Origin of the sequence: Micromonospora sp. NPDC047738 (assembly GCF_040642675.1) — a bacterium.
GTDB lineage: Bacteria > Actinomycetota > Actinomycetes > Mycobacteriales > Micromonosporaceae > Micromonospora.
The window spans coordinates 174399-197130 of sequence record NZ_JBEYSO010000002.1 but is presented as its reverse complement, the minus strand read 5'-3'; the positions used below and the strand labels follow the sequence as shown (position 1 = coordinate 197130).

The following is a 22732-nucleotide window of genomic DNA, read 5'->3' as shown; positions in this document are numbered from 1 at the left end:
CTGAGAGCCGGTGGGTGCGGACGGCACCGCGGCTAAGAGTCCGGCGACCCCGGCGGCTCGACCAGCGGTCTCCGGTACGGGCCCCAGGCGACGAACCGCTCGAATAGTTCGCGCGGCGTCGGGCCGTCCTGCGGGTTGAGCCGGAACAGGTCGTGGGTCGCCTCGTGATAGAGCCCGGACAGGTAGATGGCCAGGTCGACGGGCTGGTTGTCGTACTCGGCGCGGAGCAGCAGGCGGGCCTGGGCGCAGGGCCACGGCTGCCCGCAGGCCCGGCACAGCCACAGTGGGCGGATCGGCAGGTGCGGCGGATGGCCGGGCGGGTAGGCGCGAGGCCGATCGGGGTACGGCCCGAGGCGCGGCACCGGAAGCATGCGGGCCCGCCATTCGCCGGTCACCAGCGACCGCCGTTGGCCCGCCACTCCTGAGCCCGGGTCAGCCGGCCGGGTCTGCCCGGCCGCATGGTCGGGATGACTCGGGTCGGCTCGCGCATCCAGTCCGGCAGGTTGGCGCCTTTCGCCCGGCGGGGCAGCGCCGGCGGGGGCACGGTGTCTCGGCACCGGAACCAGCGGAGCGGGTTGCGCATTCCGACCTCCTCTTTCGGTACGGGGCGGGGCCGCCCCGGCATCGGGGGATCCAAGGGCGGCCCCGCAGCGGGCCGGACGGGAGACGGCTCGCTGCGTGACAGTCTGCTGAAGGCGGCACTACGCTCGGAAGCCGTCGGGGCCGGTCCGGGCAGGGTCAGGTCGGCCGTCGCGAATGGACGGAAGCGCCGCAGAGGTCGCCGAGGAATCGTGGAGGACGCGTGGAGAGTGCACCGACCGCAGAGCTGATCCGGGCACAACTCCGGCGGCTGCGGTTGAAGGCCGAGCTGAGCCAGGAGGAGTTCGGGAAGCTCGTGCACTTCTCGGGTTCGCAGGTGTCCGCCGTCGAGCTGGGGCAACGGCCGCTCGACCGGTTCTTCCTCAAGCGCGCCGATGAGGTGCTGGACACCGGCGGCCTGTTGCTGGCGCTGCTCAAAATGGCCGAACGGGACGGCCAACCGAGCTGGCTACGACCCTGGCTTGACGCCGAGCGCGATGCCCAGCAGCTCTGGTGTTACCACCCGACACTCATTCCCGGTCTGCTGCAAACGGAGAACTACGCACGCGTGGTGATCCGAGCCGACGACATGCTGAGCGACGACGAGGTGGAGCGGCGGGTGGCTGTTCGCCTCGATCGGCAGGCCGTGCTAAGCCGGCCACAGCCGCCCAAGCTCGTGGCGGTGATCGAGGAGGCCGCGCTCCGCCGAGCCGACGAGAGCTTCCGGGGGCTGATGACGCAGCAGATCGCCCACCTGATCCAGTGCACCGAGCGGCCGCACATCAGCGTGCACGTCATCCCGGCGGACGTCAGCACGCACGTGGGACTCGCCGGCCCGTTCACCCTGGCACGTGGCGACGACGGCGGGTGGATCGGCTACTTGGAAAACCAGCTCGGCGGCACGACGGTCGACAAGGACGAGGACGTGGCTATCGTGGTCGGGAGATGGGAGAGCGTCCGCAGCGAGGCGCTGCCTCGCCGGCAGTCGATCGAGCTGATGAAGGAAGTGATGACGTCATGGAGCTGATCGGCGCTACCTGGCGCAAGGCCACTCGCAGCGGTAACAGCGAGTGCGTCGAGGTGGCCGACAACGTGCCCGGCGTCGTCGGCGTGCGCGACAGCAAGGACCCGGCCGGCCCGGTCCTCGCCTTCGACCCCCGGACCTGGCGCGCCTTCGTCGAACACGTCAAGCGCTCCTGATCCGACGACGACTCTCCACTCCGCCAACGAGACTTGACGACGCAGACGATCAAGGCCGGGCGACTCCGGACCGGGCGACCGCGGTAGCGCTTGAATCGTCTACGCCATCAAGTTCGTAGTGTCTGACCAGCGGTGGCTGTCCCGGCCGGAGAAAGGCGGCCAGAGCCAGGCGGCCGAGCACAAGTCCACCGGCTTCGTCAGCGCGTGGCCGTGATCAGCACGCTGTGTTTGCGTACCCGACAACTGCCCTCGGTGTCGATGCGGGCCTGGATGAGGTTGCGGCGGGACCGTGCCGCATGTCGCCGTCGCCGTCGCCGACCTGAGCCGTGCCGGCATGGGGTCATGTGTTTCCCGGTGAGGCGACATGATGTGCCGGTGATCGAAGGGCAGGACGCAGGATCGGCGGCGGCGGATCGCGCCGGGGATTACGCCGGTTTGCCGGCGGACCAGCGGATCGAGGCGGTCGCGCGGCTGTGGGAAGCACACCTGCGGGCCCCGTTTCCGCCTCGGCTACGCGGCCTGGACATCGCCGGCGTCGAGATGATCCTGCTCGACGCCGACATCGCCGGCTGCGTCAGCGTCTGGCTCGACAGCAACGGCCAGCTCGACGATTGGCGGCGCACAGCCGTGGCGTCCTGCCTACGCCAACTCGATCTCGTCCAGCCACTGCTCGCCGGCCAGGAGGCCGCGTACTACCGCCGGCTCCGTGACCTGGCCGAGCTCATCGCCTGACCCACTCCAGATACGCGATGTCGCGGTATACCGGTCGGTCGGATACCGCGACATCGGCGACCCCGGAGTCGATCAAGCAACGCGTCCGGAATAGGTTCGCCGGTCCGGCCGGCCCGCCGTACGCTGCGGCAATGCTGCTGCGCATGTCGACCTTGCTGCTCCGGACCCTGCGCGAGGACCCGGCCGACGCCGAGGTGCCGAGCCACCGCCTCCTGCTCCGCGCCGGCTACGTCCGCCGCGCCGCCCCGGGCGGATACACCTGGCTGCCGCTGGGCAAGCTGGTGCTGGACCGGGTGACCGAGATCGTCCGGGCGGAGATGGCGGCGATCGGCGACCAGGAGGTGCACTTCCCGGCGCTGCTGCCGGCCGAGCCCTACCGGACCAGCGGACGGTGGACGGAGTACGGCGACGACATCTTCACCCTCGCCGACCGGAAGGGCGCCGAGCACCTGCTCGCCCCGACCCACGAGGAGATCGCCGCGCTGCTGGTGAAGGACCTCTTCACCTCGTACCGCGATTTCCCGGTGACCCTGTTCCAGATCCAGACGAAGTTCCGGGACGAGGCCCGGCCCCGGGCGGGGCTGCTACGCGGGCGCGAGTTCCTGATGAAGGACGCGTACTCGTTCGACCTGGACGAAGCCGGGCTCCGGAAAGCCTACGAGCGGCATCGGGCGGCCTACGAGAAAATCTTCAACCGACTCGGGCTGGACTTCACGGTCGTGCACGCGATGTCCGGGGCGATGGGCGGCTCGGCGTCGGAGGAGTTCCTGGCCGCCACCCCGGTCGGGGAGGACACCTTCGTCGGCTGCACCGCCTGCGACTACGCGGCCAACACGGAGGCGGTGGTGACCCGCGCGCCGGCCGCCGGTGATCCCGATGCGCACCCGCTGATGGAGGTGCACGACACCCCGGAGACGCCGACCATCGCCGCCCTGGTCGAGCTGGCCAACGCCCGGGCCCTCGGCGGCCGGACGGACTGGACCGCCGCCGACACGCTGAAGAACGTGGTGCTGACCGTCCGCCGGCCGGGCGCCGAACAGGCGGAGCTGCTGGTGATCGGGCTGCCGGGGGACCGCGAGGTGGACCTCAAGCGGGTGGCGGCGGTGCTCGCCCCGGCCACGGTGGCGGTCTTCGAGGACTGGGCGGACCATCCCGAGCTGGTCCGCGGCTACCTCGGGCCGCAGATCCTCGCCAAGCACGGCGTCCGCTACCTGGTCGATCCCCGCGTGGTCGCCGGCACCGCCTGGCTGACCGGGGCGAACGAGCCGGGCCGGCACGCGGTAAACGTGGTGTGCGGGCGGGACTTCGTCCCGGACGGCACGATCGAGGCCGCCGAGGTGCGGCCCGGTGACCCCTGCCCGGCCTGCGTGACCGGCGAGCTGACCATGCGGCGGGGCATCGAGGTGGGGCACATCTTCCAGCTCGGCCGCCGCTACACCGACGCCTTCGCCGTCGACGTGCTCGGCCCGGAGGGCAAGCCGGTCCGGCCCACCATGGGCTGCTACGGCATCGGTGTCTCGCGGGCGGTCGCGGCGGTCGCCGAGCAGCACCACGACGAGCGGGGGCTGGTCTGGCCGGCGGCGGTCGCGCCGTGCGACGTACACCTGGTGGCGGCGGGGAAGGGGCCGCAGCTCGACGCGGCGCTGGACCTCGGCGGGCGGCTCTCCGCCGCCGGCCTGCGGGTGCTGGTCGACGACCGCACGCACGTCTCGGCCGGGGTCAAGTTCACCGACGCCGAGCTGGTCGGCATCCCGCGCGCCGTGGTGGTCGGCCGCCGGCTCGCCGACGGGTACGTCGAGCTGCGCGACCGGTCCTCCGGCGAGCGGATGGAGCTGCCGGTGGACGGCCTGGTCGAGCGCCTGCTCGACGAGGTGCCCGGGACGCGCCGCGACCGGGTGTAGCGGACGCGCCACCGGGTACCGCTCCCGGATCGAGTGTTTCGGAGGCTCTCATGTATCGGGTCAGCGACGTGATGACCAAGCAGGTGGTCTACCTGCCGGCCGAGACCATGCTGGACGAGGCGGCCAGAGTGATGAAGGAGTCGGACATCGGCGATGTGGTCGTCACTGACGGGGCGACCCTCGCCGGCATGCTGACCGACCGCGACATCGTGGTCCGGGCGGTCGCCGAGCGGGCCAACCCGGCGACCACCACCATCGGGTCGGTCATCACCCGCGAGGTGGTGATGATCGAGCAGCACGCCACGGCGAGCGAGGCGGCCACCCTGATGCGGGAGCGCAACATCCGGCGGGTGCTGGTCTGCGACAGCGACCGGAAGCTCGTCGGCATCGTCAGCCTCGGCGACCTGGCCATGCAGCTCGACCCGAACTCCGCCCTCAGCGACATCAGCGAGGCCGCCCCGAACATGTGAGTGGAGGGGCCCGTTGACGCCTCCGGTAGTGGCGAGGCCCTCTCCACCCCTCCCCACGGCGGCGACCCGGCCGGCGTGCGGCCGGCGGTAGCCTGGCGGAATGCCCGAGATGCCGAGCAAGCTGGCCGAGATCGTCGACGAGTTCGCCGCCGCGCCCCGCGACGTCGTGCTGGAGATGCTCCTCGAGTACGCCGACGTCATCCCGCCCCTGCCGGAGGGCATGGACCGGGAGGGCATGGAGCAGGTGCCCGAGTGCCAGACACCCTTCTTCCTGCGGGCCCAGGTCCAGCCGGACGACACCGTGATCACCTGGTTCGACTGCCCGCCCGAGGCACCGACCACCCGCGCGTTCGCCGGCATCCTGGCCGAGGGGCTGGCCGGGGCGACCGCCGACGAGGTGCTGGCCGTGCCGGACGACCTCTACCAGCGGATGGGGCTGGCCCAGGCGATCAGCCCACTGCGGGTACGCGGCGGCACGGCGATCCTGGCCCGGCTCAAGCGCCAGGTCCGGGAACAGAATTCCTGATCGACGGGTTGTTCCCGGTCATGGAGATCGAGATCTACGCCGACGTCGTGTGCCCGTGGTGCTGGATCGGCAAGCGCCGGCTGGAGCAGGCGCTGGCGTCGTACGACGGTGAGGTGACCGTCCGGTTCCGGCCGTTCCAGCTCGACCCGACGCCGGTGACCGAGCCGAAGCCGCTGGTGGAGGCACTGGCCGCGAAGTTCGGCGGCCGGGAGCGGGCCGAGGGGATGTTCACCCACGTAACCCAGGTCGCCGCCGGCGTGGGGCTCGACCTGCACTTCGACCGCGCGGTGCACGCCAACACCGTCGAGGCGCACCGGCTGATCCGGTTCGCCACCGAGCGGGGCCGCGCCGCCGAGCTGGTCGAGGCCCTCTACCAGGCGCACTTCACCGACGGGGTGGACGTGGGCTCGACCGACGCGCTGGTCAAGGTCGCCGCCGGGGTGGGCCTGGACGAGACCGAGACCCGGGAGTACCTGGAGTCGAACCTGGGCCGGCGCGAGGTGGCCACCGACCTGACCGAGGCGCGCCAGCTCGGAGTCTCCAGCGTGCCGACCTTCGTGCTGGCCGGGAAGTACGCCGTCACCGGCGCCCAGGAGCCGGAGACCCTGCTCGCCGCCCTGCGCGAGGTCGAGCAGCGCGAGTCGGGCGAGCAACCTTCATCGATCTTGTTCCACGTGAAACAAGATCGATGATGTTGACTCCCTAGGCCGGTCTGGCCAGGTCCTCCACCACCGTCGCCCCGGGCAGCACGCCGAGTGCCGGCCCGGGCAGCGCGATCTTGCTGTGCCGTACGCCGGATCCGATGATCACGTGCGGCATCGCGACCACCCGCGAGTCGACCAGGATCGGCCACTCCTCCGGCAGGCCGATCGGGGTGATCCCGCCGTACTCCATCCCGGTCAACTCGACCGCGTCGGCCATCGGCGCGAAGCTCGCCTTGCGGACGTCGAGCATCCGGCGGACCACGCCGTTCACGTCGGCCCGGGTGGTGGCCAGCACCACGCAGGCCGCGTACCGGGTCTCGCCACCCCGCTTGCCGGCGACCACCACACAGTTCGCCGACTCCTCGAGCCCCACCTCGTACGCGGCGCAGAACGCGGCCGTGTCGGCCAGCTCCGCGTCGATCGGGGCGACCAGCACGTCGTCGACGTCCACCGGCGCCTCACCCGGCCACCGCTCGACCGCGGCGGCGACCGGCGGTGCCAGCAGGTCCAGCCGGGTACGGGCCGGCTCTGTCTTCAGCGTCCCCATCACGGCTGCGATCCTCGCATCCGTGACGGGGTTCCGCTCACTGACCTGCCGCCCTGCCCGCCTGTCGGGAGACTCCGCCGGTCGGGAAACCTGTCCGCCGCGCCGGTGCCGGGCGGCCCGGGACCAGCGTCAGTTGTTGGAGAGGAAGGCGTTCTCGCGGGCGAACTCGCGGTCCTGGGCGGAAGCGAGATGCGCCCGCTGCAGTACCTCGGGCCGATGCGCCTCGACGTCCTCCATGCCGTGCCGGACACCCAGCCGGACCACGCCGTAGAGGAAGACGAAACCGAACACGTACAGGATCACCGTGGTGACGAAGACCAGCATGCGGCCACGGTAAGGCGAACATGAGCGGCTGAAGGTTTCATCTTCGGCCGGTTCCCCCATACGTGTCAGCGAGGTGATCGGCCCAGGTCCGGGTGCCGGTCGGGGTGGCGGTGGTGGTGAGCCCGCCGGCGCGTAGGGCCCGGCCGAGCCGCCCCGGGATGCGTACCCGCAGCAGCGGGCGGCGGGAGCGGCTGGCCGCCCGCCACGCTCGGACCGCCTCGTCGAAGCGCAGCACCTGCGGGCCGCCGTACTCCTCGACCGCGTACGACGGGCCGGCGGCCAGCATCCCGGCGAGCCGGGCCGCCACGTCGGCCGGGTCGACCGGCTGGGCCAGCACCGCCGGGTCCCCGATCACCGGGCCGAGCCGGCCGGCGGCGCGCAGCAGTTCCTCCAGGAACTCCGGGAACTGGGTCGCCCGCAGGATGCTCCACGGCACCGGGCCGGCCGTCACCACCTGCTCGGCGGCGATCTTGTGCCGGTAGTAGGCGAACGGCACCCGGTCGACGCCCACGATCGAGACGAACACGAGATGCCCCACACCGGCCTGACCGGCCGCCTCCACCAGCCGCCTGGTGCCGAGCACGTCGACCTCGTGGGTACGCCGGGTCGGCGAGGACGCCAGGTGCAGCACCGCCTCAACCTCGGCGACCGCAGCCGTCAGCCCCTCGCCGGTGGCGAGATCGGCCACCACCCACTCCACGTCGGAGCCCCCGCGAGGATGCCGGCTCACCGCCCGCACGGCGAATCCGTCCCGCAGGCGCGGCAACACCACCCGCCCGAGCCGCCCGCTCGCCCCGGTGACCAGCACCCGCATCGCCCGCTCCTCTCCCCGACGTACCCTCTCAGGGACGGAGCGCCCAAGCGGTTCGTGACAGGCGGACACCCGAGGCGACCCTGTCTCAGGCGGCCGCCGCGACCGTACCGAGGGCGACGCAGACCAGCAGGCCGACCAGCGCCGCCGGCCATCGCCCCGCCCGCTGCCCGGTGGGCAGCTCGCCGGCCCGCGCCAAGGCCGCGAATCGTGGTCACCGTTCACACTAGCCGTCGTAGAACGCCCCATACGGATAGAGATCCATCGTGCTGGAGTCTTTACGAATCCCGCCCATGACGTCCTTCGTGGTGTCCTCTACCCAGTCAAAGTTGCACTTGGCCCACGTGCCAGCCCCATGGGGGTTACGGCAGAACCGCTCAGAAAGAGAGCCCGCATAGGGCGTGCCAATCCACCCCATTGCCGAATGGCCGTCAGACTTGCCATCCTTCACATAGACGATGTCGCCGTCGAATTTGATGCAGACCTGCGTGTCGGCGGCGTAGTCTTTCGACTTGCACCAATCGACGCCAGTGGGCGGGCTTACCTCGACTCCGGTCTGACACGCAACGAAGGAGTAGGAGCAAGAGCCGTAGTAGTTGTCGTCGGCCCAGCTCGGTGACGGCAAGCCGAAAACCGCGGCGCCGACGGCAACGGCACATACTGCGGCGCGAGATGCTGTGCTGCGGCCGAGGGCGGACGGGATGAGCCGGTTCTTCACGGACATGGTGCTCCTTCTCTTACTACTCCGGCCTGGCCTTGTGGTCAGGCAGCTTTCCGGCGGTGATCCCGGCGCCGGAGGTGAGCAGCAACCTGCGGGCTGCACTCGGGACTTGTCCGCACAGGGAGCACGCTATGACGCGGCATCCTGCCGCAGCCACCGTGCACGATGCTCGGATTCCTCAGCGGAGTGTGCACGGTGCCCACTCACGGCACGGGGGGGGCGCGGACAGCAGCTGCACAGGGCTATCGTCGGCATCGAGGCTGATCAGCATCCGCCCCACCGTGGTCGTGACCGGGACACCCCGGACGGGCCGGCAACGCGGTTCGTGACAAGCGCCTCCGGCCGACCCGGTCAGGCGGTGGCCGGGCGGACCACCACCCGGGCGGCGATCAGCACGCCGAGCAGCCCGCAGCCGGCCGCCACGGCCAGGGTGGCGGCGTAGCTCGCCGGACCGGGGGCCGGGCCCGCAGCCAGCACCGCGCCGGTCAGCGCCAACACGGTGGCTGCGGCGAGTGAGTCGCCCAGTTGCAGGGCGGAACTGTTGCGCCCCTGCTCGCCGGGGGCGGAGAGCTCCAGGGTGAGCACCGACAGGGACGGGTAGAGCAGGCCCATGCCGAGTCCGGCGACGGCCCAGCCGAGCACCGCCACCGCCACCGGCACCCCCGGCAGGACGGCCGACGCGACGGTGGCCGTACCGAGGGCGATGCAGCCCAGCCCGGTCCGGGGCAGGGTGGCGGCCGAGCGCGGCGCGGCGATCCGGCCCTGCAGCCACGAGCCCACCGACCAGGACAGCGCGCCGACGGTCAGCACCAGGCCCGCCGCGGTCGGTGAGAAGCCGCGTTCCCGGGACAGCATCAGTGGAATGACCACCTCCGCGCCGGCGAACGCCGCCGAGGCGAGCCCACGCAGGCCGATCACCGTCGGCAGGCCCCGGCCGGCGCGCAGGAAGCCGGCCGGCAGCAGGCGCGGGGCGCAGACCAGCAGGCCGGCCAGCGCCACCGCCACCAGCGCCCCGCCGAGCACGCCGCGCTGCTGCCCCCCGTGATGCAGCAGCGCGGCGCTCGCCCCCGCCCCGCAGGCCCAGCCGATCCGGGCCAGGGCCCCGGCCGGTGGCCGGACCGGGACCTCAGCGCCGAGCGCCCGCAGCCCGGGCTGGATCAGCAGCACCGCCGGCACCGCGACGGCCGGCACCGCGAGGAAGACCCAGCGCCAGCCCAGGTGCTCGACGATCAGGCCGGCCAGCGCCGGGCCGACCAGCGACGGCACGACCCAGGCCGCGGCGAACGCGGCGAAGACCCGCCGCCGCAGTTCCTCCGGGTACGCCTGCCCGACGATCACGTAGAGCGCCACCGACAGCAGACCCGAGCCGAAGCCCTGCACCACCCGGCCGACGACGAGCAACCCCATGGTCGGGGCGGCGCCCGCGACGACCAGCCCCGCCACGAACCAGGCCACCCCGTGCCACATCGGGGCGCGCGGCCCACGCGCGTCGCACCAGATCCCCGAGACCACCATCGCCACCACACCGGAGGCGAACGGGCCGCCGAAGGCCAGCGCGTACAGGGTGAGCCCGTCGAGGCTGCGGGCGACGGTGGGCATCGCGGTGCCGACCGCCAGGGCCTCGAACGCCAGCAGCGACACCAGGGCGACGCTGCCCACGGTCATCGCCCGCAACCGCGGGGAGTACAGGTGCGCGGGTGGGGCCGCCGGCGCGGCGGTGGCGGTCACCGGCGGCCCGGCGTACGTGCGGTCGACATGGGATCAAGCCTGCGACCTCAACCCGGATTGAGGTCAACGGTGACACCGGTCTCGTCAGGCCGACTCCAGCGCCTCGCCGACCCCCTTCGCCACCCCGGACAGGTGCTGGTCGGCCAGCAGGTGCCCGGCGGTGATGACCAGGGCGATCGGCCACTCGATCACCTGGAGCGCGGCGAGCACGCCCAGGCCCGCGTAGTAGGCGAGCTTGTCGGGCGGCGGCACCGCCACCTCGCCCAGCACCGGGATCTCCACCCGCCGGTTGTACTTCCTGACCATCTCGCACGTCCCGCCGAGATGTCGCGTCACTGCGCTCATTCCGCCTCCCCGGATCCGACGACCACATCGATGTCCGACCAGGCATTCCACCGGCGACCCGGTCCATGCCCCACGCAGCCGGGAAACTTCCCTCGCTCAGGGGGCATAACGGACGCGACGCCGGGAAGTCGGGGCCGCCGGGGACGAGGGGTACGGGAGGCGAGATGGCGTACGGCTGGCGCGGCGGCGGGAGCACCGGGGAGCGCGGCCGGCGGCTCGGCCGTACGCCTCGATGACCTCGCTGGGCCGGTACGCCGGCCTCCTGCTCGCGCCGGACGCCGTCGCGCGGGTCGCCCGTACCGTCGTCGGGGCCGTGCCGGACGCGGCCCGGACGGTCGGGTCGGCCCTGCCGCAAGCGTTGCCGGGAGCGGCCCGGGCCGGCGGAGCCGCCGTGCCGCGCGGCGTCGCCGAGGCGGCGGGCAAGGTGGGCCACGGAGCTGCCCGGCTGGCCCAGTTGGCCGGACTGAGCAAGCGCCGGGTCTGGACCCGGGACGGCCGGCACCACATCGAGGTGCACGGCGTGTGCCAGGACGGCGCGAACAAGCTGGCCCGGCAGGTCGAGCAGGCGCTGGAGCGAATGCCCGGGGTGGCCTGGGCCCGGGTCAACGCGCCCTCCGGCCGGGTGGTGGTGGCGGTCGAGGAGCCGAAGCCGAGGCTGCGCGACCTGATCGCCACGGTGGCGCGTACCGAGCGGGTCTGCCCGTACGAGCCGGACCCGGAGATCCCCCCGCCGCACCCGGCCGAGGAGGGCCCACGTACGCCCCGGACCTTGGGCGGCCTGGTCTCGGACGCGCTCGGCCTGACCATCTCCGCGGCCACCCGGATCCTGCCGTTCACCCCGGTCCCCGGCGAGGTGGCCGGCTTCCTCGCCGCGATCGACCTGCACCCGAAACTGCACGCCCTGGCCGACCGGGGGCTGCGCGCCGACCCCCGCGCCGACGTGCTGTTCCCGCTCGCCGAGGCGGTGGTGCAGGGCCTCACCGGCGGCTGGGCCGGGATAGTGCTGGACGGCGCGCAGCGGGTGGTGCAATGGGGCGAGGCGCGAGCCCAACTCTCCGCCTGGACCAAGGCCGAACCGAGGCTGACCGGCGACCCGGAGCGGGCGGTGGCCCGGGTGCCCAAGGGCGAGCGGCCCCGTCCGGTCCCCGACGGCCCGGCCGAACGGTACGTGAAGCGGGTGCTCGCCGCCGGCGCGGCGGCCGGCGCGGCGGCGGTGCCCGTGGTGGGCCCGAAGCGGGCCGCCTCGCTGGCCCTGTCCGCGCTGCCCAAGGCGCCGAACAACGGACGCGAGGGGTACGCGGCCCAGCTCGGTCGGATGCTGGCCCGGCGCGGCGTGATCGCCATGGACCGCAGCGTGCTGCGCAAGCTGGACGGCATCGACACGGTGGTCTTGGACAGCGCGATCCTCGGCTCGGACCGGGGCGTGCTGGCCGACCTGGCGCCGCTGGCGGGGGCCGACACCGGGCAGGTGGCCGCCCGGGCGTTCGCCCTCTTCGACCCGGAGGCCCCGGACGCCGTACAGCAGGCCGACGGCTGGCGGCTCGGGCCGCTGGACCGGATCGACGCCCGCGACCCCGGGGACACCCCGGACCGGCGCCGGCTCACCGAGCACGGCGGGCTACTGCTCGGCCTCGCGGACGGCGACACGCTCGCCGCCGTGCTCCGAGTGGATCCGGAACCCGCGCCCGGGGTCGACGCCCTGCCCACCGCCACCCGCCAGGCGGGCCTGCGCCTCGTGGTGGCCGCGGACGACTACGAGCGGTACGGCTTCGCCGACGCCGTGGTGCCCGGCGGCGACCAGCTCGTCGACTCGGTACGCGCCCTCCAACGAGACGGTGCGGTGGTCATGCTCATCTCCGGTGACCGCGCCGCGCTCAGTGCCGCCGACTGCTCCCTCGGCGTCTCCGCCCCGGAGGCTCTCCCGCCCTGGGGTGCCCACCTGCTGGTCGGCGACGACCTGCGGATCCCCGCACTGTTGATCGACGCGGCCGGGGTTGCCCGCCGGATGACCAGGCAGAACATCCGGATCTCGATGGCCGGCAGCGGGCTCGGGGCGCTGGGCGCGCTCACCGCCGACCCGATGCTGCTGCCCGGCCGGACCCTCGCCGCGGTGAACGCCGCCGGCGCGCTCGCCTTCGGGCACGGCGTGTGGCGGGCCCGCCGGCTGCCGGACCGGACCCGCACGCCGGTGCCCGCGCTGACCGCCTGGCACCTGATGCCGGTGGAGACCGTCCTCGACCAGCTGGGCACCCGCCCGGCCGGGTTGGCCAGTGCGGAGGCGGGCCGCCGGCGGCGGGCCGTCGCCGGGGACCACGCGGGCCCGGCCGGTCTGCTGAAGGCGTTCGTGGACGAGCTGACGAACCCGCTCACCCCGGTGCTCGCCGCCGGGGCGGTGCTCTCCGCCACGTTCGGCTCGCTGGTCGACGCGGCCCTGGTCGGCGGGGTGGTCGGCGGCTCGGCGCTGATCGGCGCGGTGCACCAGCGCAACACCGAGCGGTCCCTGGCCGAGCTGCTGTCGCGCACCGCGGTGACCGCGCGGGTGCTCCGCGACGGCGCCGAACAGGTGGTGCCGGCGGAGGAGCTGGTGGCGGGGGACGTGGTCGCGATCGGCCCCGGCGACGCGGTCCCGGCGGACTGCCGGGTGCTCAGCTCGGACGGGCTGGAAGCCGACGAGTCGTCCCTGACCGGCGAGTCGCTGCCGGTGAGCAAGACCGCCGAACCGGTGGTGGCGGCAGCCGTCGCCGAGCGGCGCTCCATGCTGTACGAAGGCACCACCGTCGCGGCCGGCCGGGGCACCGCCGTGGTGGTGGCGACCGGCGAGGAGACCGAGGCCGGGCGCAGTCTCGCCCTGGCCCGGGAGGCCCCGCCGCCCAGCGGGGTGGAGGCGCGGCTCGGGAAGCTGACCAGTGCCGCCGTACCGCTGGCCGCCGGCTCGGCGATCGCGGTGGCCGGGGCGGGACTGCTTCGGGGCGTACCCCTGGCGGAGACGGCGGCGACCGCCGCGAACCTGGCCGTCGCCTCGGTGCCGGAGGGACTGCCATTCCTGGTCAGCGCCGCGCAGCTGGCAGCAGCCCGGCGGCTGGCCGAGCACGGCGCGCTGGTCCGCAACCCGCGGACCATTGAGGCGCTGGGCCGGGTGGACGTGCTCTGCTTCGACAAGACCGGCACCCTCACCGAGGGCAAGCTGCTGCTCGCCGGGGTGGGTGACGGTGCCGGCGACCGGTACGCGCCACCGGACCGGCTGGACGAGCCGCTGCGACTGACCCTGGCTGCGGCGCTGCGGGCCACTCCGGCGGCGGCCGACCCGGACGAGCTGCCCCAGCAGACCGACCGGGCGGTACGCCGGGGCGCGGACACCGCCGGCGTGGTCGAGCAGACCGGCGCGGCGGACTGGACGGCGGTGGGCGGGTTGCCGTTCGAGCCGTCCCGCGGCTACCACGCCACCATCGGCCGGACCCCGGACGGCCTGCTGCTCAGCGTCAAGGGGGCACCCGAGTCGGTGGTGCCGCGCTGCGCGGCGCGGCGTGCCGCCGGTGGTGACCAGCCGCTGGACGAGGCGGGCCGGAACGCGCTGCACGCGATGCTCGCCGAGCGGGCCGCGGCCGGAAACCGCATCCTCGCCGTCGCAGAGTGCCCGGTGGACAGCGAGTCGGTGACCGACGAGCACGTCGAGGGGTTGGTCTTCGTCGGCTTCCTGGCGCTCGCCGACGGGGTGCGGGAGAGCGCGAAGCCCGCGGTCCGGCGGATCCGGCAGGCCGGCGTGCACACCATCATGATCACCGGCGACCACCCGGCGACCGCCGAGGCGATCGCCGCGACCATCAGCCCCGCCGACGGCGGTCAGCGGGTGGTCACCGCGACCGACCTGGACCGGCTCGACGACGAGGCGCTGGCCGAGCGGCTCATGGCGACCGACGTGGTGGCCCGCTGCACCCCGGCGCACAAGGTCCGGATCATCCAGGCGCTTCAGCGCCGCGGCCGGACCGTGGCGATGACCGGGGACGGCGCCAACGACGCTCCGGCGATCCGGCTGGCCGACGTGGGCATCGCGCTGGGCCAGCGCGGCACCCCGGCGGCTCGCGCCGCTGCCGACCTGGTGGTCACCGACGACCGGCTGGAAACGATCATCGCCACGCTGGTGGAGGGGCGGGCGATGTGGTCGTCGGTCCGCCACGCGCTGAGCATCCTGGTCGGCGGCAACCTCGGCGAGATCGCGTTCAGCGTGCTGACCGCCGCCGCCACCGGCCGGTCCGCGCTGACCGGACGGCAACTGCTGCTGGTCAACCTGCTCACCGACCTGGCACCCGCGCTGGCCATCGCGGTCCGCCCGCCGGCCGCCCACGGTGCCGACCACCTGCTGCGGGAAGGGCCGGACACCTCACTCGGCGCGACGATGACCCGGGAGATCGGGCTGCGGGCGAGCGCCACCACGCTGGGCGCGACCGCCGGCTGGAGCCTGGCCCGGTGGACCGGCAGCCAACGCACGGCCGGCACGGTCGCGCTGGCCTCGCTCGTGGGCACACAACTCGGCCAGACCGTGCTGGCCGGCGGCACCAGCCCCACCGTGCTGGCGTCCACCGCCGCGTCCATCGGCGTCCTGGTCGCGGTGGTGCAGACGCCCGGGGTCAGCCAGTTCTTCGGCTGCACCCCGCTCGGCCCGGTGAGCTGGACGATCGCCGCCGGCTCCGCGCTCGGCGCGACCTTCGCCAACGGCGCGCTCACCCGGCTGGTCGACCGCCTCCCGCAGCACGGCAGCCATGCCCGGTAATGCCATCGGCCGTCGTCGCCGACCGTCACTAGAGTGCCGGCATGTCCTCGCCCCGCCTCGAGAAGATCACGCCGGACAACGTCCTGGCCGCCTGCGCCATCGCGATCCGACCCGACCAGGAGGGCCTGGTCGCGCCGGTCGCCCGATCGCTCGCCGAGGCGTACGCCCAGCCGGCGGTCGCCTGGCCACGGCTGATCGTTGACGGCAACCGTCCAGTGGGCTTCGTGATGGGCTTCCTCGACGTGCCGTGGCGCCCCGACGACGATCCGACCGACGTCCGCTCGGGGCTCTGGCGGCTCAACATCGCCGCCGATGAGCAGGGCAAGGGGTACGGGCGGTTCGCCGTCCAGGCGCTGGCGGCGAAACTCCGCCAGCGCGGCTGCACCAGGCTGACCGTCACCTGGGTGCCGGGCGACCACGGTCCGGAGCGGTTCTACTGGCAGCTCGGCTTCCGGTTGACCGGTGAGACGAGCGGCGACCAGGTGGTCGGCGAGTTGGACCTGTGACGGTCAGTGCCAGGTGGCGGCGGCGCGCCGCAACCGGTCGTTGATCGCCCGACCCACGCCGACCTCGGGGACCGGCTCGGCGACGATCTCGGTCACCCCGGCCGCGTCGAGCCGGTGCAGGGCGTCGAAGAGCCGCGCGGCCGCTGCGGTCAGCTCACCCTCGGGCGACAGCACCTCCACCGCCGCCCACCCGGCGGCCGTCGGGCGTTCACGGAAGGCCAGGAAACCCCGCCGGCCGCCGTCCCCCGGCGCCGACTCCGCCGTCCCCAACCGCAACGGGGTACGCGGGGCGTAGTGCGCGGCCAGCGTCCCGGGTGCCACCGGCTGCCCCGAACTGCCCGGCCGTACCTCGACCGGCCCGACCGCCTCGGCCAGCGCCTCGACCGGCAGCGCACCCAGCCGAAGCACCACCGGGCGCTCGCCGCGGGCGTCCACGATCGTCGACTCGATCCCGCACCGGGTGGGCCCGCCGTCCAGCACCACGTCCACCGCGTCGCCCAGCCCGGCCACCACGTGCTCGGCCCGGGTCGGGCTGAGCTGCCCGAACCGGTTGGCGCTCGGCGCGGCCACCGGCACCCCGGCGGCAGCGATCAGCGCGCGGGCGGACGGCTCGTCCGGCACCCGGACCGCCATGGTGTCCAGGCCTGAGGTGACGATCGACGGGATCGCCGCCGGCCGGTCCACGATCAGAGTGAGCGGGCCGGGCCAGAAGCGCTCGACCAGCGCGGCGACCGCCGGTGGCACCGCACCGACCAGGCCGGCCAGGTCGGCGGCGTCGGCCAGATGGCTGATCAGCGGGTCGAAGCTGGGCCGGGCCTTCGCCTCGAAGATGCGGGCGGCCGCCCGGGCGTCGAGGGCGTTCGCGCCCAGCCCGTAGACCGTCTCGGTGGGAAAGGCGACCAGCCCACCGGCTCGCAGGACGGAGGCGGCCTCGGCGATGCCGCTGTCGGCCGGCAGGACGCGCGGGGATCCGGTGCTCACGCCCCGACGCTAGCCTGCCGCCGGAGGCGGGTCGCGCCGGGTCGACCGAGCTGTTGCCGTCGGCCCCGAAACCGGGTTGTCCGGCTCGGCGGAACCACCCAGGATGTTCGCCATGGCCCGGGTGAAGATGCATGTCGACGAGGTGGAGACCGACGTCGCCCTCGTCCGTCGACTGGTCGCCGGGCAGTTCCCGCACTGGGCCGACCTGGCGATCCGGCTGGTCCCCTCGTACGGGACGGACCACGACATCTACCGGCTCGGCGCGGATCTGGTGGTCCGGCTGCCCCGGATCGGCTGGGCTACCGAGCAGGCGGCGCGGGAGGCCGAGTGGCTGCCCCGGCTGGCCCCGCACCTCCCGCTCGCCCTGCCGGTGCCACTCGTGCGCGGACGCCCCGCCGAGGGCTACCCGTTCGACTGGTCGGTGTACGAGTGGCTGCCCGGCGAGAACGCCAACGGCACCCTCGCCGACCTGGACCAGGCGGCGGTCGACCTCGCCGCGTTCATCACCGCGCTGCGGGGAATCGACACCACCGGCGCGTATCCCCGGAAGCCCGGCGGCCGGGGCAGCGACCTGGTCGAGTTCGACGACGGCGTACGCCGGTCGGTGGCGCAGCTCGGCGACCGCGTCGACGGCGCGGCGACGCTGCGCGCCTGGCAGGAGTCGCTGGACGCCCCGGCGTGGGACGGGCCGGGCGTATGGGTGCACGGGGACCTGCTGCCCGGCAACCTGCTGGTCGTGGCCGGCCGCCTCTCCGCCGTCATCGACTTCGGCGGGCTCAACGTCGGCGACCCGGCCTGCGACCTGCAACCGGCCTGGAACGTCTTCGCCGGTCGCAGCCGGGAACGGTTCCGCGCCGAGCTGGACGTGGACGACGCCTCGTGGCTGCGCGGCCGCGGCTGGGCCCTGGTCCAGGCGGTGAACGCGCTGCCGTACTACTGGGACACCAACCCGGGGATCGTCCGTCAGGCGTCGCACGCGCTGGCCGAGGTCCTCGCCGACGCCGCCTGCTGACGGGATCCTCAGGGCGTCAGCGGGCCGTCCAGGATGCGCTGGCCGGCCTGCTGGGTCAGGCATGGACACCGGGGTGCTCACCGCTTGACACGCACCCGGCATTCATACATCCTGATTTCACTAGTAATCTAGTGAAACGGAATTATGGGTGATCGACTTCCACGTCGACGCGCGCTCGGGCATGGCGCCGTACCTGCAGATCGTCAGGCAGGTACGGCAAGCGCTGCTGCTGGGGCTGCTCACCGAGGGCGACAAGCTGCCCACGGTCAAGGAGGTGGTCGCCAAGGTGGCGATCAATCCGAACACCGTGAGCAAGGCGTACCGCGAACTCGAACACCTCGGCCTGGCCGCGGGAAAGCCGGGGGTGGGCACCTTCATCACCCAATCGCTCGGCCACGCATCGCTCACCGAACACGGTCCGCTGCAGCAGGAGCTGCGCGCCTGGATGGACAAGGCCCGCGCTGCGGGCCTGACCGAGCCGGGCATCGAGGCGATGTTCCAGAACACCCTGCGCGAGAGCGCCGAAGGGGAGAAATGAACGCGATCCTGCAAGCCCACGCGCTAGGCAAGAGATACGGCCAGCGCCAGGCGCTGGCCGACTGCACCCTGGAGCTCCCACCGGGACACGTCGTCGGCCTGATCGGGCCCAACGGCGCGGGCAAGACCACCCTGCTGAAGATCGCCTGCGGCATGCTCGCGCCGACCACGGGGCGGATCGAGGTGCTGGGCGAACAACCCAACGGCGCAACCGCGCAACTGGCCCGGGTCGGGTACGTCGCCCAGGACACCCCCACCTACGCGAGCCTGTCCGTCGCCGACCACCTGAAGTTCGGCGCCAAGATGAACCCGGCCTGGGACGCGAAGCTCGCACAGGCCCGCATCGAGCAACTCGGCCTGAACCCGAAGCAGAAGGCGGGCAAGCTCTCCGGCGGGCAGCGCGCCCAGCTCGCCCTGACCGTCGCGGTGGCCAAGCGACCCGAACTGCTCATCCTCGACGAACCGGTCGCCAGCCTCGACCCGCTGGCCCGCCGCGACTTCCTGCGCCACCTGATGGAGTCGGTCGCCGAGCACGACACCAGCGTCATCCTCTCCTCGCACCTGGTCTCCGACCTCGAACGCGTCTGCGACTACCTGGTCGTGCTGGTCTCCTCCCGCGTACAGCTCGCCGGCGAAACCGACGATCTGCTCGCGCAGCACCACCGGATCGTGTGCACGCGGCGCCAGGAGTCCGACCTGCCCACGGGGTTGAAGGTCATCTCGGCGGAGCACACCGACCGGCAGTCCACGTTCGTGGTGCGAAGCGAAAGCGAACTGCCCGCCGGGGACTGGTCCGCCGAACACCTCGAACTGGAGGACCTCGTGCTGACCTACCTGGAGCGGCCCGTCGACCACGGCGCCGATACCGCGATGCAACCGACGGGAGAAGCGCGATGCTCTGGCTGACCTGGCGGCAGTTCCGTGCCCAGGCCCTCACCGTCCTGGCCTTGCTCGCCGCCGCGGCGATCGTGTTCCTGGTCACCGGGTTGCCGATGCACCACAGTTACACCGCGGCCCTGGCCGCGTGCGCCCCGCTGGACGCCTGCGACGGCGCGACCCCCGCGGCGCGGGCGTTGGGTGCCCAGCTCAGCCAGTTGCAGCGAAGCTATGAGCCCATGTTGATGCTCCTGCAACTCCTCGTGATCGCCGTACCGGCGCTGATCGGCATCTTCTTGGGCGCGCCGCTGATCGGCCGGGAACTGGAAACCGACACGCACCAACTCGCCTGGAACCAAACCGTCACGCGCACCCGGTGGCTCGCGGTCAAACTCACCGTCGTCGGCGTCACCGCGATCGCCACCACCGCGATCCTCAGTTGGCTGCTGACCTGGTGGGCCGGGCCGCTGGACAACCTCAACGGCAACCGGTGGGCGGCGATGACCTTCGCCTCACGCGACATCGTCCCGCTCGGCTACACCGCGTTCGCCTTCGCCCTGGGTACCACGCTGGGACTACTGCTGCGCCGCACTCTGCCGGCCATGGCTATCACCCTCGCCGTGTTCATCGCCTTCCAGATTCTCGTACCCACCCTTATCCGACCCCACCTGCTTTCCTCGACCACAACCACCTTCCCGATCAACCAGGCCAGCACGAGCCAGTTCCACGACTTCCGGGGCACGCAGACGGAATTCCACTTCGACCTGCCGGCACCGCGAGGCGCCTGGCTGACATCCCAGCCGCCCGTGAAGAACCCGGCCGGCCAGGTGGTCCGCATCGACAGTTACCCCGAATGCTTCCCAAGCAGCCAGGGCGACGCCCCAGACCTGAGTCAGATCGGCGCCTGCCTCGCCAAGGACAACCTCCACCAGACAGTCACCTACCACCCCGCGAGCAACTACTGGCCCCTGCAGTGGATGGAAACCGGGATCTTCCTCGTGCTCGCCGGGGCGCTGGCCGGTACCTGCTTCTGGTGGATCCGGCGCCGACAGAACTAACCGTTCGCCCGCCCCGATACTCGAAGACTGTCGTGAGTAGCGTCTACGGCGGTACCTGCGTTGGCGTTGGCCGCAGACCCCGAACGCCCCTGCCGACCGGCTTCCGCCCAATTGACGGTCTCGCCCACCGGGCGTACGGCGACATCCGCCGGCCGCGCTGAATGGCTCCGGTCCGGGGGCGGTGCGGGGCCGCCCCCGGACCGGTCACCGGCAGGTCCAGCGCACCGGCCGGACCTGGTCGTCGGACTCGAGCTTCCCGCCGAGCACCCGACCGTCGTCGCTGAAACTGGTCACCGCGCCCTGCCGCTGGCCGCGCCAGCCGTCCGGCATGGGCAGTTTCACCGACCTCGTGTCGGTGATCACGCTGGGGACATCATCGGAGACCCAACCGGCCATCCAGCCCCGACCGTTGCCGGTCCCGGCCCAGAGGACGCCCTTCAGTACGTCCGCCTGCCCGGTCCGCAGGTCGATCCGCACCGGGTAGCGGGGTATGCCGTTCCGGGGAACCACCTTGGTGTCGCGTTCGGCGGTGCCGGTCACCCAGCCACCGGCCAACGACAGGGGCAGGAACCGGTCGGCCTTCCCGCCGGGCACCTGCGGCAGCGGCAGCACCTCCGGCCGGGCGGCGCCCGGACGCCACACCACCGCGCGGGTGGGCTTGTCCGGATGCCCGTCGGACATCGCGCCCAGGATGGTGCCGTCCTCGTCGATGTCGATGGCCGTGCCCTCCCACTGCGGGCCGGGCAGTGGCAGGTCGACCGGCCGGCTCTGGTACGAGTCCCAGACCACCGGCAGTTGCTTGAACCCCGGCTCCCAGGGAGCCCCCAGGCTGCGGTAGCCGACGATCCGGCCAGCGTCGTTGACGGCCGTCGCGCCCTCGGACGTTCCCCCGGGCAGGCGGATGACCTCGCCGTCGCGCACCGCCCACGCCCGCCCCTCGTTGCCGGCCCCTAACGACGAACCCACAGCCAGGCCTGCCCGGTTCACATCCGTCAACTTCTGCATCGAGCCCGGCAGCTCGACCTCGCGGACCCGGTCCCCCTCCCAGATCAGCAGGCCGAAATCCATGCGCCCCTGCCCCTGCGGGGCCCGACGGCCCAACAGCCACCGGCCGTCCGGGTCACCGCCGGTGACCGCGGCCCGTGGATCGCCCGGCACAGGCAGCAGTGTGGCCGTGCACACCCCCTGCCACGGGCCGGTCAGCTGCGGGTCCGGCAACGGCATCGACGGGCTGGGGCTCGCGGCCGGCGCAGGCGCCGCCCGCCCGTCCCCGCCCAGCGCCGCCGGCAGCGCGGCCATCGCCAGCACACCCAGCGCGGCCGCCCCGGCCGCCGCCACCCGGCGGTTGCGCCGCCGCCGGCGGGCCTCCCGGATCGCCCCCGGCAGGTCGATCCGGGGCGGGCCGGGCGGCTCGTCGTCCAGCCACCGCAGCCGGTCGGCGACGTGTTCGTCATCGGTCCTCATGCCCACCGCTCCTTTCCGGTCCGGCCAGCCATCTCGCGGTCCCCGAGCAGCCGTCGCATCGCCGCCAGACCATGCGAGGTCTGGCTCTTCACCGTGCCGGGCGAGCAGCCCAGCGTCCGGGCCACCTCCTCCACTGGCAGGTCGTGCAGGAAACGCAGCACCAGCACCGCTCGCTGCCGGGGCGGCACCTTGGCCAGTGCGTCGCGCAGCACGGTCTGCTCCTCGACGCTCCGGTCCTCGGTGGACCGCACGTCGGGTGGCCCGCCGAACAGGTGCACCCGCCACCAGCCGCGCCGCCGGGTGTCCAGGAAGTGCCGGACCAGCACCGTCCGGACGTACGCATCGAGCTGCTCGACCTCGGCGATCCGCGCCCAGCGCAGGTAGAGCCGCGTGGCGGTCTCCTGCACCAGGTCGTCGGCCAGGTCGCGGTCGCCGCAGAGTCCGTACGCGAGCCGCCGCAGCGCCGGCAGGCGCGCCGTGACGTACTCGACGTATTCCTGGTCCGATGCGTCCGGCATCCGGCTACCTCCCTGGGGTTCACTTGTTCCAGACGGCACCGTGCCGGAAACGGTTGTACGCGATCATGGAAAAGGGCCCGAGGATGGCCGGATGGAGATCCCTGAGAGCCTTCGGTGGACCGACCAGATCCCGGCGGGCCGGCCCTGGCGGGCGGTGCTGCCGGACCAACTGGCGGAGTGCGTCGCGCAGTGGGACCTGCGGGTGGTGGACCCCCGTTCGGGTACGCATTCGCCTCGCTGGCCATACCGATCAAGCTGCCGGCCGGCCGCGCATCGGTCTTAGCCGGCGCTTGAGGTGACCGTGATCAGCGACGATCAGGCGCGCTTCGGCACTTCTTCGCCACGACGCTAATCACGAACCACGCCGAGCCGCAGGAGGTCCAACGGACGCTCCGGCACAAGACGCTGCGGATCACGCTGGAGA

The 22732-nt window shown here is 73.0% G+C and carries 24 protein-coding genes; 13 read left to right on the top strand and 11 right to left on the bottom strand.

Annotation, left to right across the window (positions count from 1 at the left end; translation table 11 throughout):
- Nucleotides 1-32 precede the first annotated feature (32 nt).
- Nucleotides 33-371, bottom strand: coding sequence for a hypothetical protein (locus ABZ783_RS04230; protein ID WP_357434768.1), 339 nt, complete (start codon nt 369-371; stop codon nt 33-35).
- A gap of 20 nt (nt 372-391) precedes the next feature.
- Nucleotides 392-583 (bottom strand): hypothetical protein, encoded by a 192-nt coding sequence (locus ABZ783_RS04225; protein ID WP_357434454.1) that lies wholly within the window; start codon nt 581-583, stop codon nt 392-394.
- Between the two features lie 219 nt (nt 584-802).
- Here ABZ783_RS04225 and ABZ783_RS04220 point away from each other — a divergent pair, with 219 nt between their 5' ends.
- From ABZ783_RS04220 to ABZ783_RS04190, 7 genes are all read left to right on the top strand, one after another.
- Entirely contained in the window at nt 803-1606 is an 804-nt protein-coding gene (locus ABZ783_RS04220) for a helix-turn-helix transcriptional regulator (protein WP_357434453.1), read from the top strand.
- Complete coding sequence (locus ABZ783_RS04215) at nt 1597-1779, top strand: DUF397 domain-containing protein (protein ID WP_357434452.1); 183 nt, start codon at nt 1597-1599, stop codon at nt 1777-1779. Before ABZ783_RS04220 ends, ABZ783_RS04215 begins: the two co-directional genes overlap by 10 nt.
- A 375-nt stretch (nt 1780-2154) precedes the next feature.
- Nucleotides 2155-2511, top strand: coding sequence for a hypothetical protein (locus tag ABZ783_RS04210; protein ID WP_357434451.1), 357 nt, complete (start codon nt 2155-2157; stop codon nt 2509-2511).
- A 131-nt stretch (nt 2512-2642) separates the two neighbouring features.
- Complete coding sequence (locus tag ABZ783_RS04205) at nt 2643-4412, top strand: proline--tRNA ligase (RefSeq protein ID WP_357434450.1); 1770 nt, start codon at nt 2643-2645, stop codon at nt 4410-4412.
- A gap of 50 nt (nt 4413-4462) precedes the next feature.
- Nucleotides 4463-4882, top strand: a complete 420-nt coding sequence (locus ABZ783_RS04200; protein WP_357434449.1) for a CBS domain-containing protein — start codon at nt 4463-4465, stop codon at nt 4880-4882.
- 100 nt (nt 4883-4982) lie between these two features.
- On the top strand, nt 4983-5408 hold the full coding sequence (locus ABZ783_RS04195; RefSeq protein WP_073836942.1) for a SufE family protein: 426 nt from the start codon (nt 4983-4985) through the stop codon (nt 5406-5408).
- 20 nt (nt 5409-5428) lie between these two features.
- Complete coding sequence (locus ABZ783_RS04190; protein ID WP_357434448.1) at nt 5429-6100, top strand: DsbA family oxidoreductase; 672 nt, start codon at nt 5429-5431, stop codon at nt 6098-6100.
- 10 nt (nt 6101-6110) lie between these two features.
- Here the strand turns inward: ABZ783_RS04190 and ABZ783_RS04185 are convergent, their stop codons facing one another.
- The 6 genes from ABZ783_RS04185 to ABZ783_RS04160 form a co-directional block, all read right to left on the bottom strand.
- The gene (locus ABZ783_RS04185) at nt 6111-6659 is read right to left on the bottom strand and encodes a YbaK/EbsC family protein (protein ID WP_357434767.1); all 549 of its coding nucleotides are present in this window, start codon (nt 6657-6659) and stop codon (nt 6111-6113) included.
- A gap of 129 nt (nt 6660-6788) precedes the next feature.
- Nucleotides 6789-6983 (bottom strand): hypothetical protein, encoded by a 195-nt coding sequence (locus ABZ783_RS04180; protein ID WP_357434447.1) that lies wholly within the window; start codon nt 6981-6983, stop codon nt 6789-6791.
- A 37-nt stretch (nt 6984-7020) separates the two neighbouring features.
- On the bottom strand, nt 7021-7797 hold the full coding sequence (locus tag ABZ783_RS04175) for an NAD(P)H-binding protein (protein ID WP_357434446.1): 777 nt from the start codon (nt 7795-7797) through the stop codon (nt 7021-7023).
- Between the two features lie 223 nt (nt 7798-8020).
- The gene (locus tag ABZ783_RS04170; RefSeq protein WP_357434445.1) at nt 8021-8518 is read right to left on the bottom strand and encodes a hypothetical protein; all 498 of its coding nucleotides are present in this window, start codon (nt 8516-8518) and stop codon (nt 8021-8023) included.
- Between the two features lie 348 nt (nt 8519-8866).
- Complete coding sequence (locus ABZ783_RS04165) at nt 8867-10243, bottom strand: MFS transporter (RefSeq protein WP_357434444.1); 1377 nt, start codon at nt 10241-10243, stop codon at nt 8867-8869.
- A gap of 84 nt (nt 10244-10327) precedes the next feature.
- Complete coding sequence (locus ABZ783_RS04160; protein WP_357434443.1) at nt 10328-10588, bottom strand: hypothetical protein; 261 nt, start codon at nt 10586-10588, stop codon at nt 10328-10330.
- Between the two features lie 232 nt (nt 10589-10820).
- On the opposite strand from ABZ783_RS04160, the gene ABZ783_RS04155 reads away from it, so the two are divergent.
- Together ABZ783_RS04155 and ABZ783_RS04150 are read left to right on the top strand one after the other, a co-directional pair.
- Nucleotides 10821-15356: a cation-translocating P-type ATPase gene (locus ABZ783_RS04155; protein WP_357434442.1), complete on the top strand. Its 4536-nt coding sequence runs from the start codon at nt 10821-10823 to the stop codon at nt 15354-15356.
- A 41-nt stretch (nt 15357-15397) separates the two neighbouring features.
- Nucleotides 15398-15862: a GNAT family N-acetyltransferase gene (locus ABZ783_RS04150; RefSeq protein ID WP_357434441.1), complete on the top strand. Its 465-nt coding sequence runs from the start codon at nt 15398-15400 to the stop codon at nt 15860-15862.
- Nucleotides 15863-15865: 3 nt separating this feature from the next.
- On the opposite strand, the gene ABZ783_RS04145 is transcribed toward ABZ783_RS04150, so the two are convergent.
- On the bottom strand, nt 15866-16819 hold the full coding sequence (locus ABZ783_RS04145; protein ID WP_357434766.1) for an L-threonylcarbamoyladenylate synthase: 954 nt from the start codon (nt 16817-16819) through the stop codon (nt 15866-15868).
- Nucleotides 16820-16955: 136 nt separating this feature from the next.
- On the opposite strand from ABZ783_RS04145, the gene ABZ783_RS04140 reads away from it, so the two are divergent.
- The 4 genes from ABZ783_RS04140 (at nt 16956) to ABZ783_RS04125 (ending at nt 20326) form a co-directional block, all read left to right on the top strand.
- Nucleotides 16956-17855 carry an aminoglycoside phosphotransferase family protein gene (locus ABZ783_RS04140; protein ID WP_357434440.1) on the top strand — a complete coding sequence of 300 codons (900 nt, stop codon included), beginning with the start codon at nt 16956-16958 and terminating at the stop codon, nt 17853-17855.
- A 148-nt stretch (nt 17856-18003) separates the two neighbouring features.
- Complete coding sequence (locus tag ABZ783_RS04135; RefSeq protein WP_357434439.1) at nt 18004-18393, top strand: GntR family transcriptional regulator; 390 nt, start codon at nt 18004-18006, stop codon at nt 18391-18393.
- Nucleotides 18390-19298: an ABC transporter ATP-binding protein gene (locus tag ABZ783_RS04130; RefSeq protein ID WP_357434438.1), complete on the top strand. Its 909-nt coding sequence runs from the start codon at nt 18390-18392 to the stop codon at nt 19296-19298. The genes ABZ783_RS04135 and ABZ783_RS04130 overlap by 4 nt, the downstream gene beginning before the upstream one ends.
- Nucleotides 19286-20326 (top strand): ABC transporter permease subunit, encoded by a 1041-nt coding sequence (locus ABZ783_RS04125; RefSeq protein WP_357434437.1) that lies wholly within the window; start codon nt 19286-19288, stop codon nt 20324-20326. Before ABZ783_RS04130 ends, ABZ783_RS04125 begins: the two co-directional genes overlap by 13 nt.
- A 204-nt stretch (nt 20327-20530) precedes the next feature.
- Here ABZ783_RS04125 and ABZ783_RS04120 read toward each other — a convergent pair whose 3' ends face one another.
- Together ABZ783_RS04120 and ABZ783_RS04115 are read right to left on the bottom strand one after the other, a co-directional pair.
- Nucleotides 20531-21790, bottom strand: coding sequence for a hypothetical protein (locus ABZ783_RS04120; protein WP_357434436.1), 1260 nt, complete (start codon nt 21788-21790; stop codon nt 20531-20533).
- Nucleotides 21787-22308, bottom strand: coding sequence for a SigE family RNA polymerase sigma factor (locus ABZ783_RS04115; RefSeq protein WP_357434435.1), 522 nt, complete (start codon nt 22306-22308; stop codon nt 21787-21789). The genes ABZ783_RS04120 and ABZ783_RS04115 overlap by 4 nt, the downstream gene beginning before the upstream one ends.
- Nucleotides 22309-22732: the final 424 nt, after the last annotated feature.

Excerpts from the sequence above, each read along its gene's own strand:
- ABZ783_RS04200 (WP_357434449.1), top strand. The coding sequence starts at position 4,463 with ATGTATCGGGTCAGCGACGTGATGACCAAGCAGGTGGTCTACCTGCCG.
- ABZ783_RS04180 (WP_357434447.1), bottom strand. The coding sequence starts at position 6,983 with ATGCTGGTCTTCGTCACCACGGTGATCCTGTACGTGTTCGGTTTCGTC.
- ABZ783_RS04215 (WP_357434452.1), top strand. The coding sequence starts at position 1,597 with ATGGAGCTGATCGGCGCTACCTGGCGCAAGGCCACTCGCAGCGGTAAC.
- ABZ783_RS04130 (WP_357434438.1), top strand. The coding sequence starts at position 18,390 with ATGAACGCGATCCTGCAAGCCCACGCGCTAGGCAAGAGATACGGCCAG.
- ABZ783_RS04190 (WP_357434448.1), top strand. The coding sequence starts at position 5,429 with ATGGAGATCGAGATCTACGCCGACGTCGTGTGCCCGTGGTGCTGGATC.
- ABZ783_RS04150 (WP_357434441.1), top strand. The coding sequence starts at position 15,398 with ATGTCCTCGCCCCGCCTCGAGAAGATCACGCCGGACAACGTCCTGGCC.
- ABZ783_RS04230 (WP_357434768.1), bottom strand. The coding sequence starts at position 371 with ATGCTTCCGGTGCCGCGCCTCGGGCCGTACCCCGATCGGCCTCGCGCC.
- ABZ783_RS04225 (WP_357434454.1), bottom strand. The coding sequence starts at position 583 with ATGCGCAACCCGCTCCGCTGGTTCCGGTGCCGAGACACCGTGCCCCCG.
- ABZ783_RS04155 (WP_357434442.1), top strand. The coding sequence starts at position 10,821 with ATGACCTCGCTGGGCCGGTACGCCGGCCTCCTGCTCGCGCCGGACGCC.
- ABZ783_RS04205 (WP_357434450.1), top strand. The coding sequence starts at position 2,643 with ATGCTGCTGCGCATGTCGACCTTGCTGCTCCGGACCCTGCGCGAGGAC.
- ABZ783_RS04115 (WP_357434435.1), bottom strand. The coding sequence starts at position 22,308 with ATGCCGGACGCATCGGACCAGGAATACGTCGAGTACGTCACGGCGCGC.
- ABZ783_RS04120 (WP_357434436.1), bottom strand. The coding sequence starts at position 21,790 with ATGAGGACCGATGACGAACACGTCGCCGACCGGCTGCGGTGGCTGGAC.
- ABZ783_RS04195 (WP_073836942.1), top strand. The coding sequence starts at position 4,983 with ATGCCCGAGATGCCGAGCAAGCTGGCCGAGATCGTCGACGAGTTCGCC.
- ABZ783_RS04170 (WP_357434445.1), bottom strand. The coding sequence starts at position 8,518 with ATGTCCGTGAAGAACCGGCTCATCCCGTCCGCCCTCGGCCGCAGCACA.
- ABZ783_RS04125 (WP_357434437.1), top strand. The coding sequence starts at position 19,286 with ATGCTCTGGCTGACCTGGCGGCAGTTCCGTGCCCAGGCCCTCACCGTC.
- ABZ783_RS04140 (WP_357434440.1), top strand. The coding sequence starts at position 16,956 with ATGGCCCGGGTGAAGATGCATGTCGACGAGGTGGAGACCGACGTCGCC.
- ABZ783_RS04175 (WP_357434446.1), bottom strand. The coding sequence starts at position 7,797 with ATGCGGGTGCTGGTCACCGGGGCGAGCGGGCGGCTCGGGCGGGTGGTG.
- ABZ783_RS04185 (WP_357434767.1), bottom strand. The coding sequence starts at position 6,659 with ATGGGGACGCTGAAGACAGAGCCGGCCCGTACCCGGCTGGACCTGCTG.
- ABZ783_RS04160 (WP_357434443.1), bottom strand. The coding sequence starts at position 10,588 with ATGAGCGCAGTGACGCGACATCTCGGCGGGACGTGCGAGATGGTCAGG.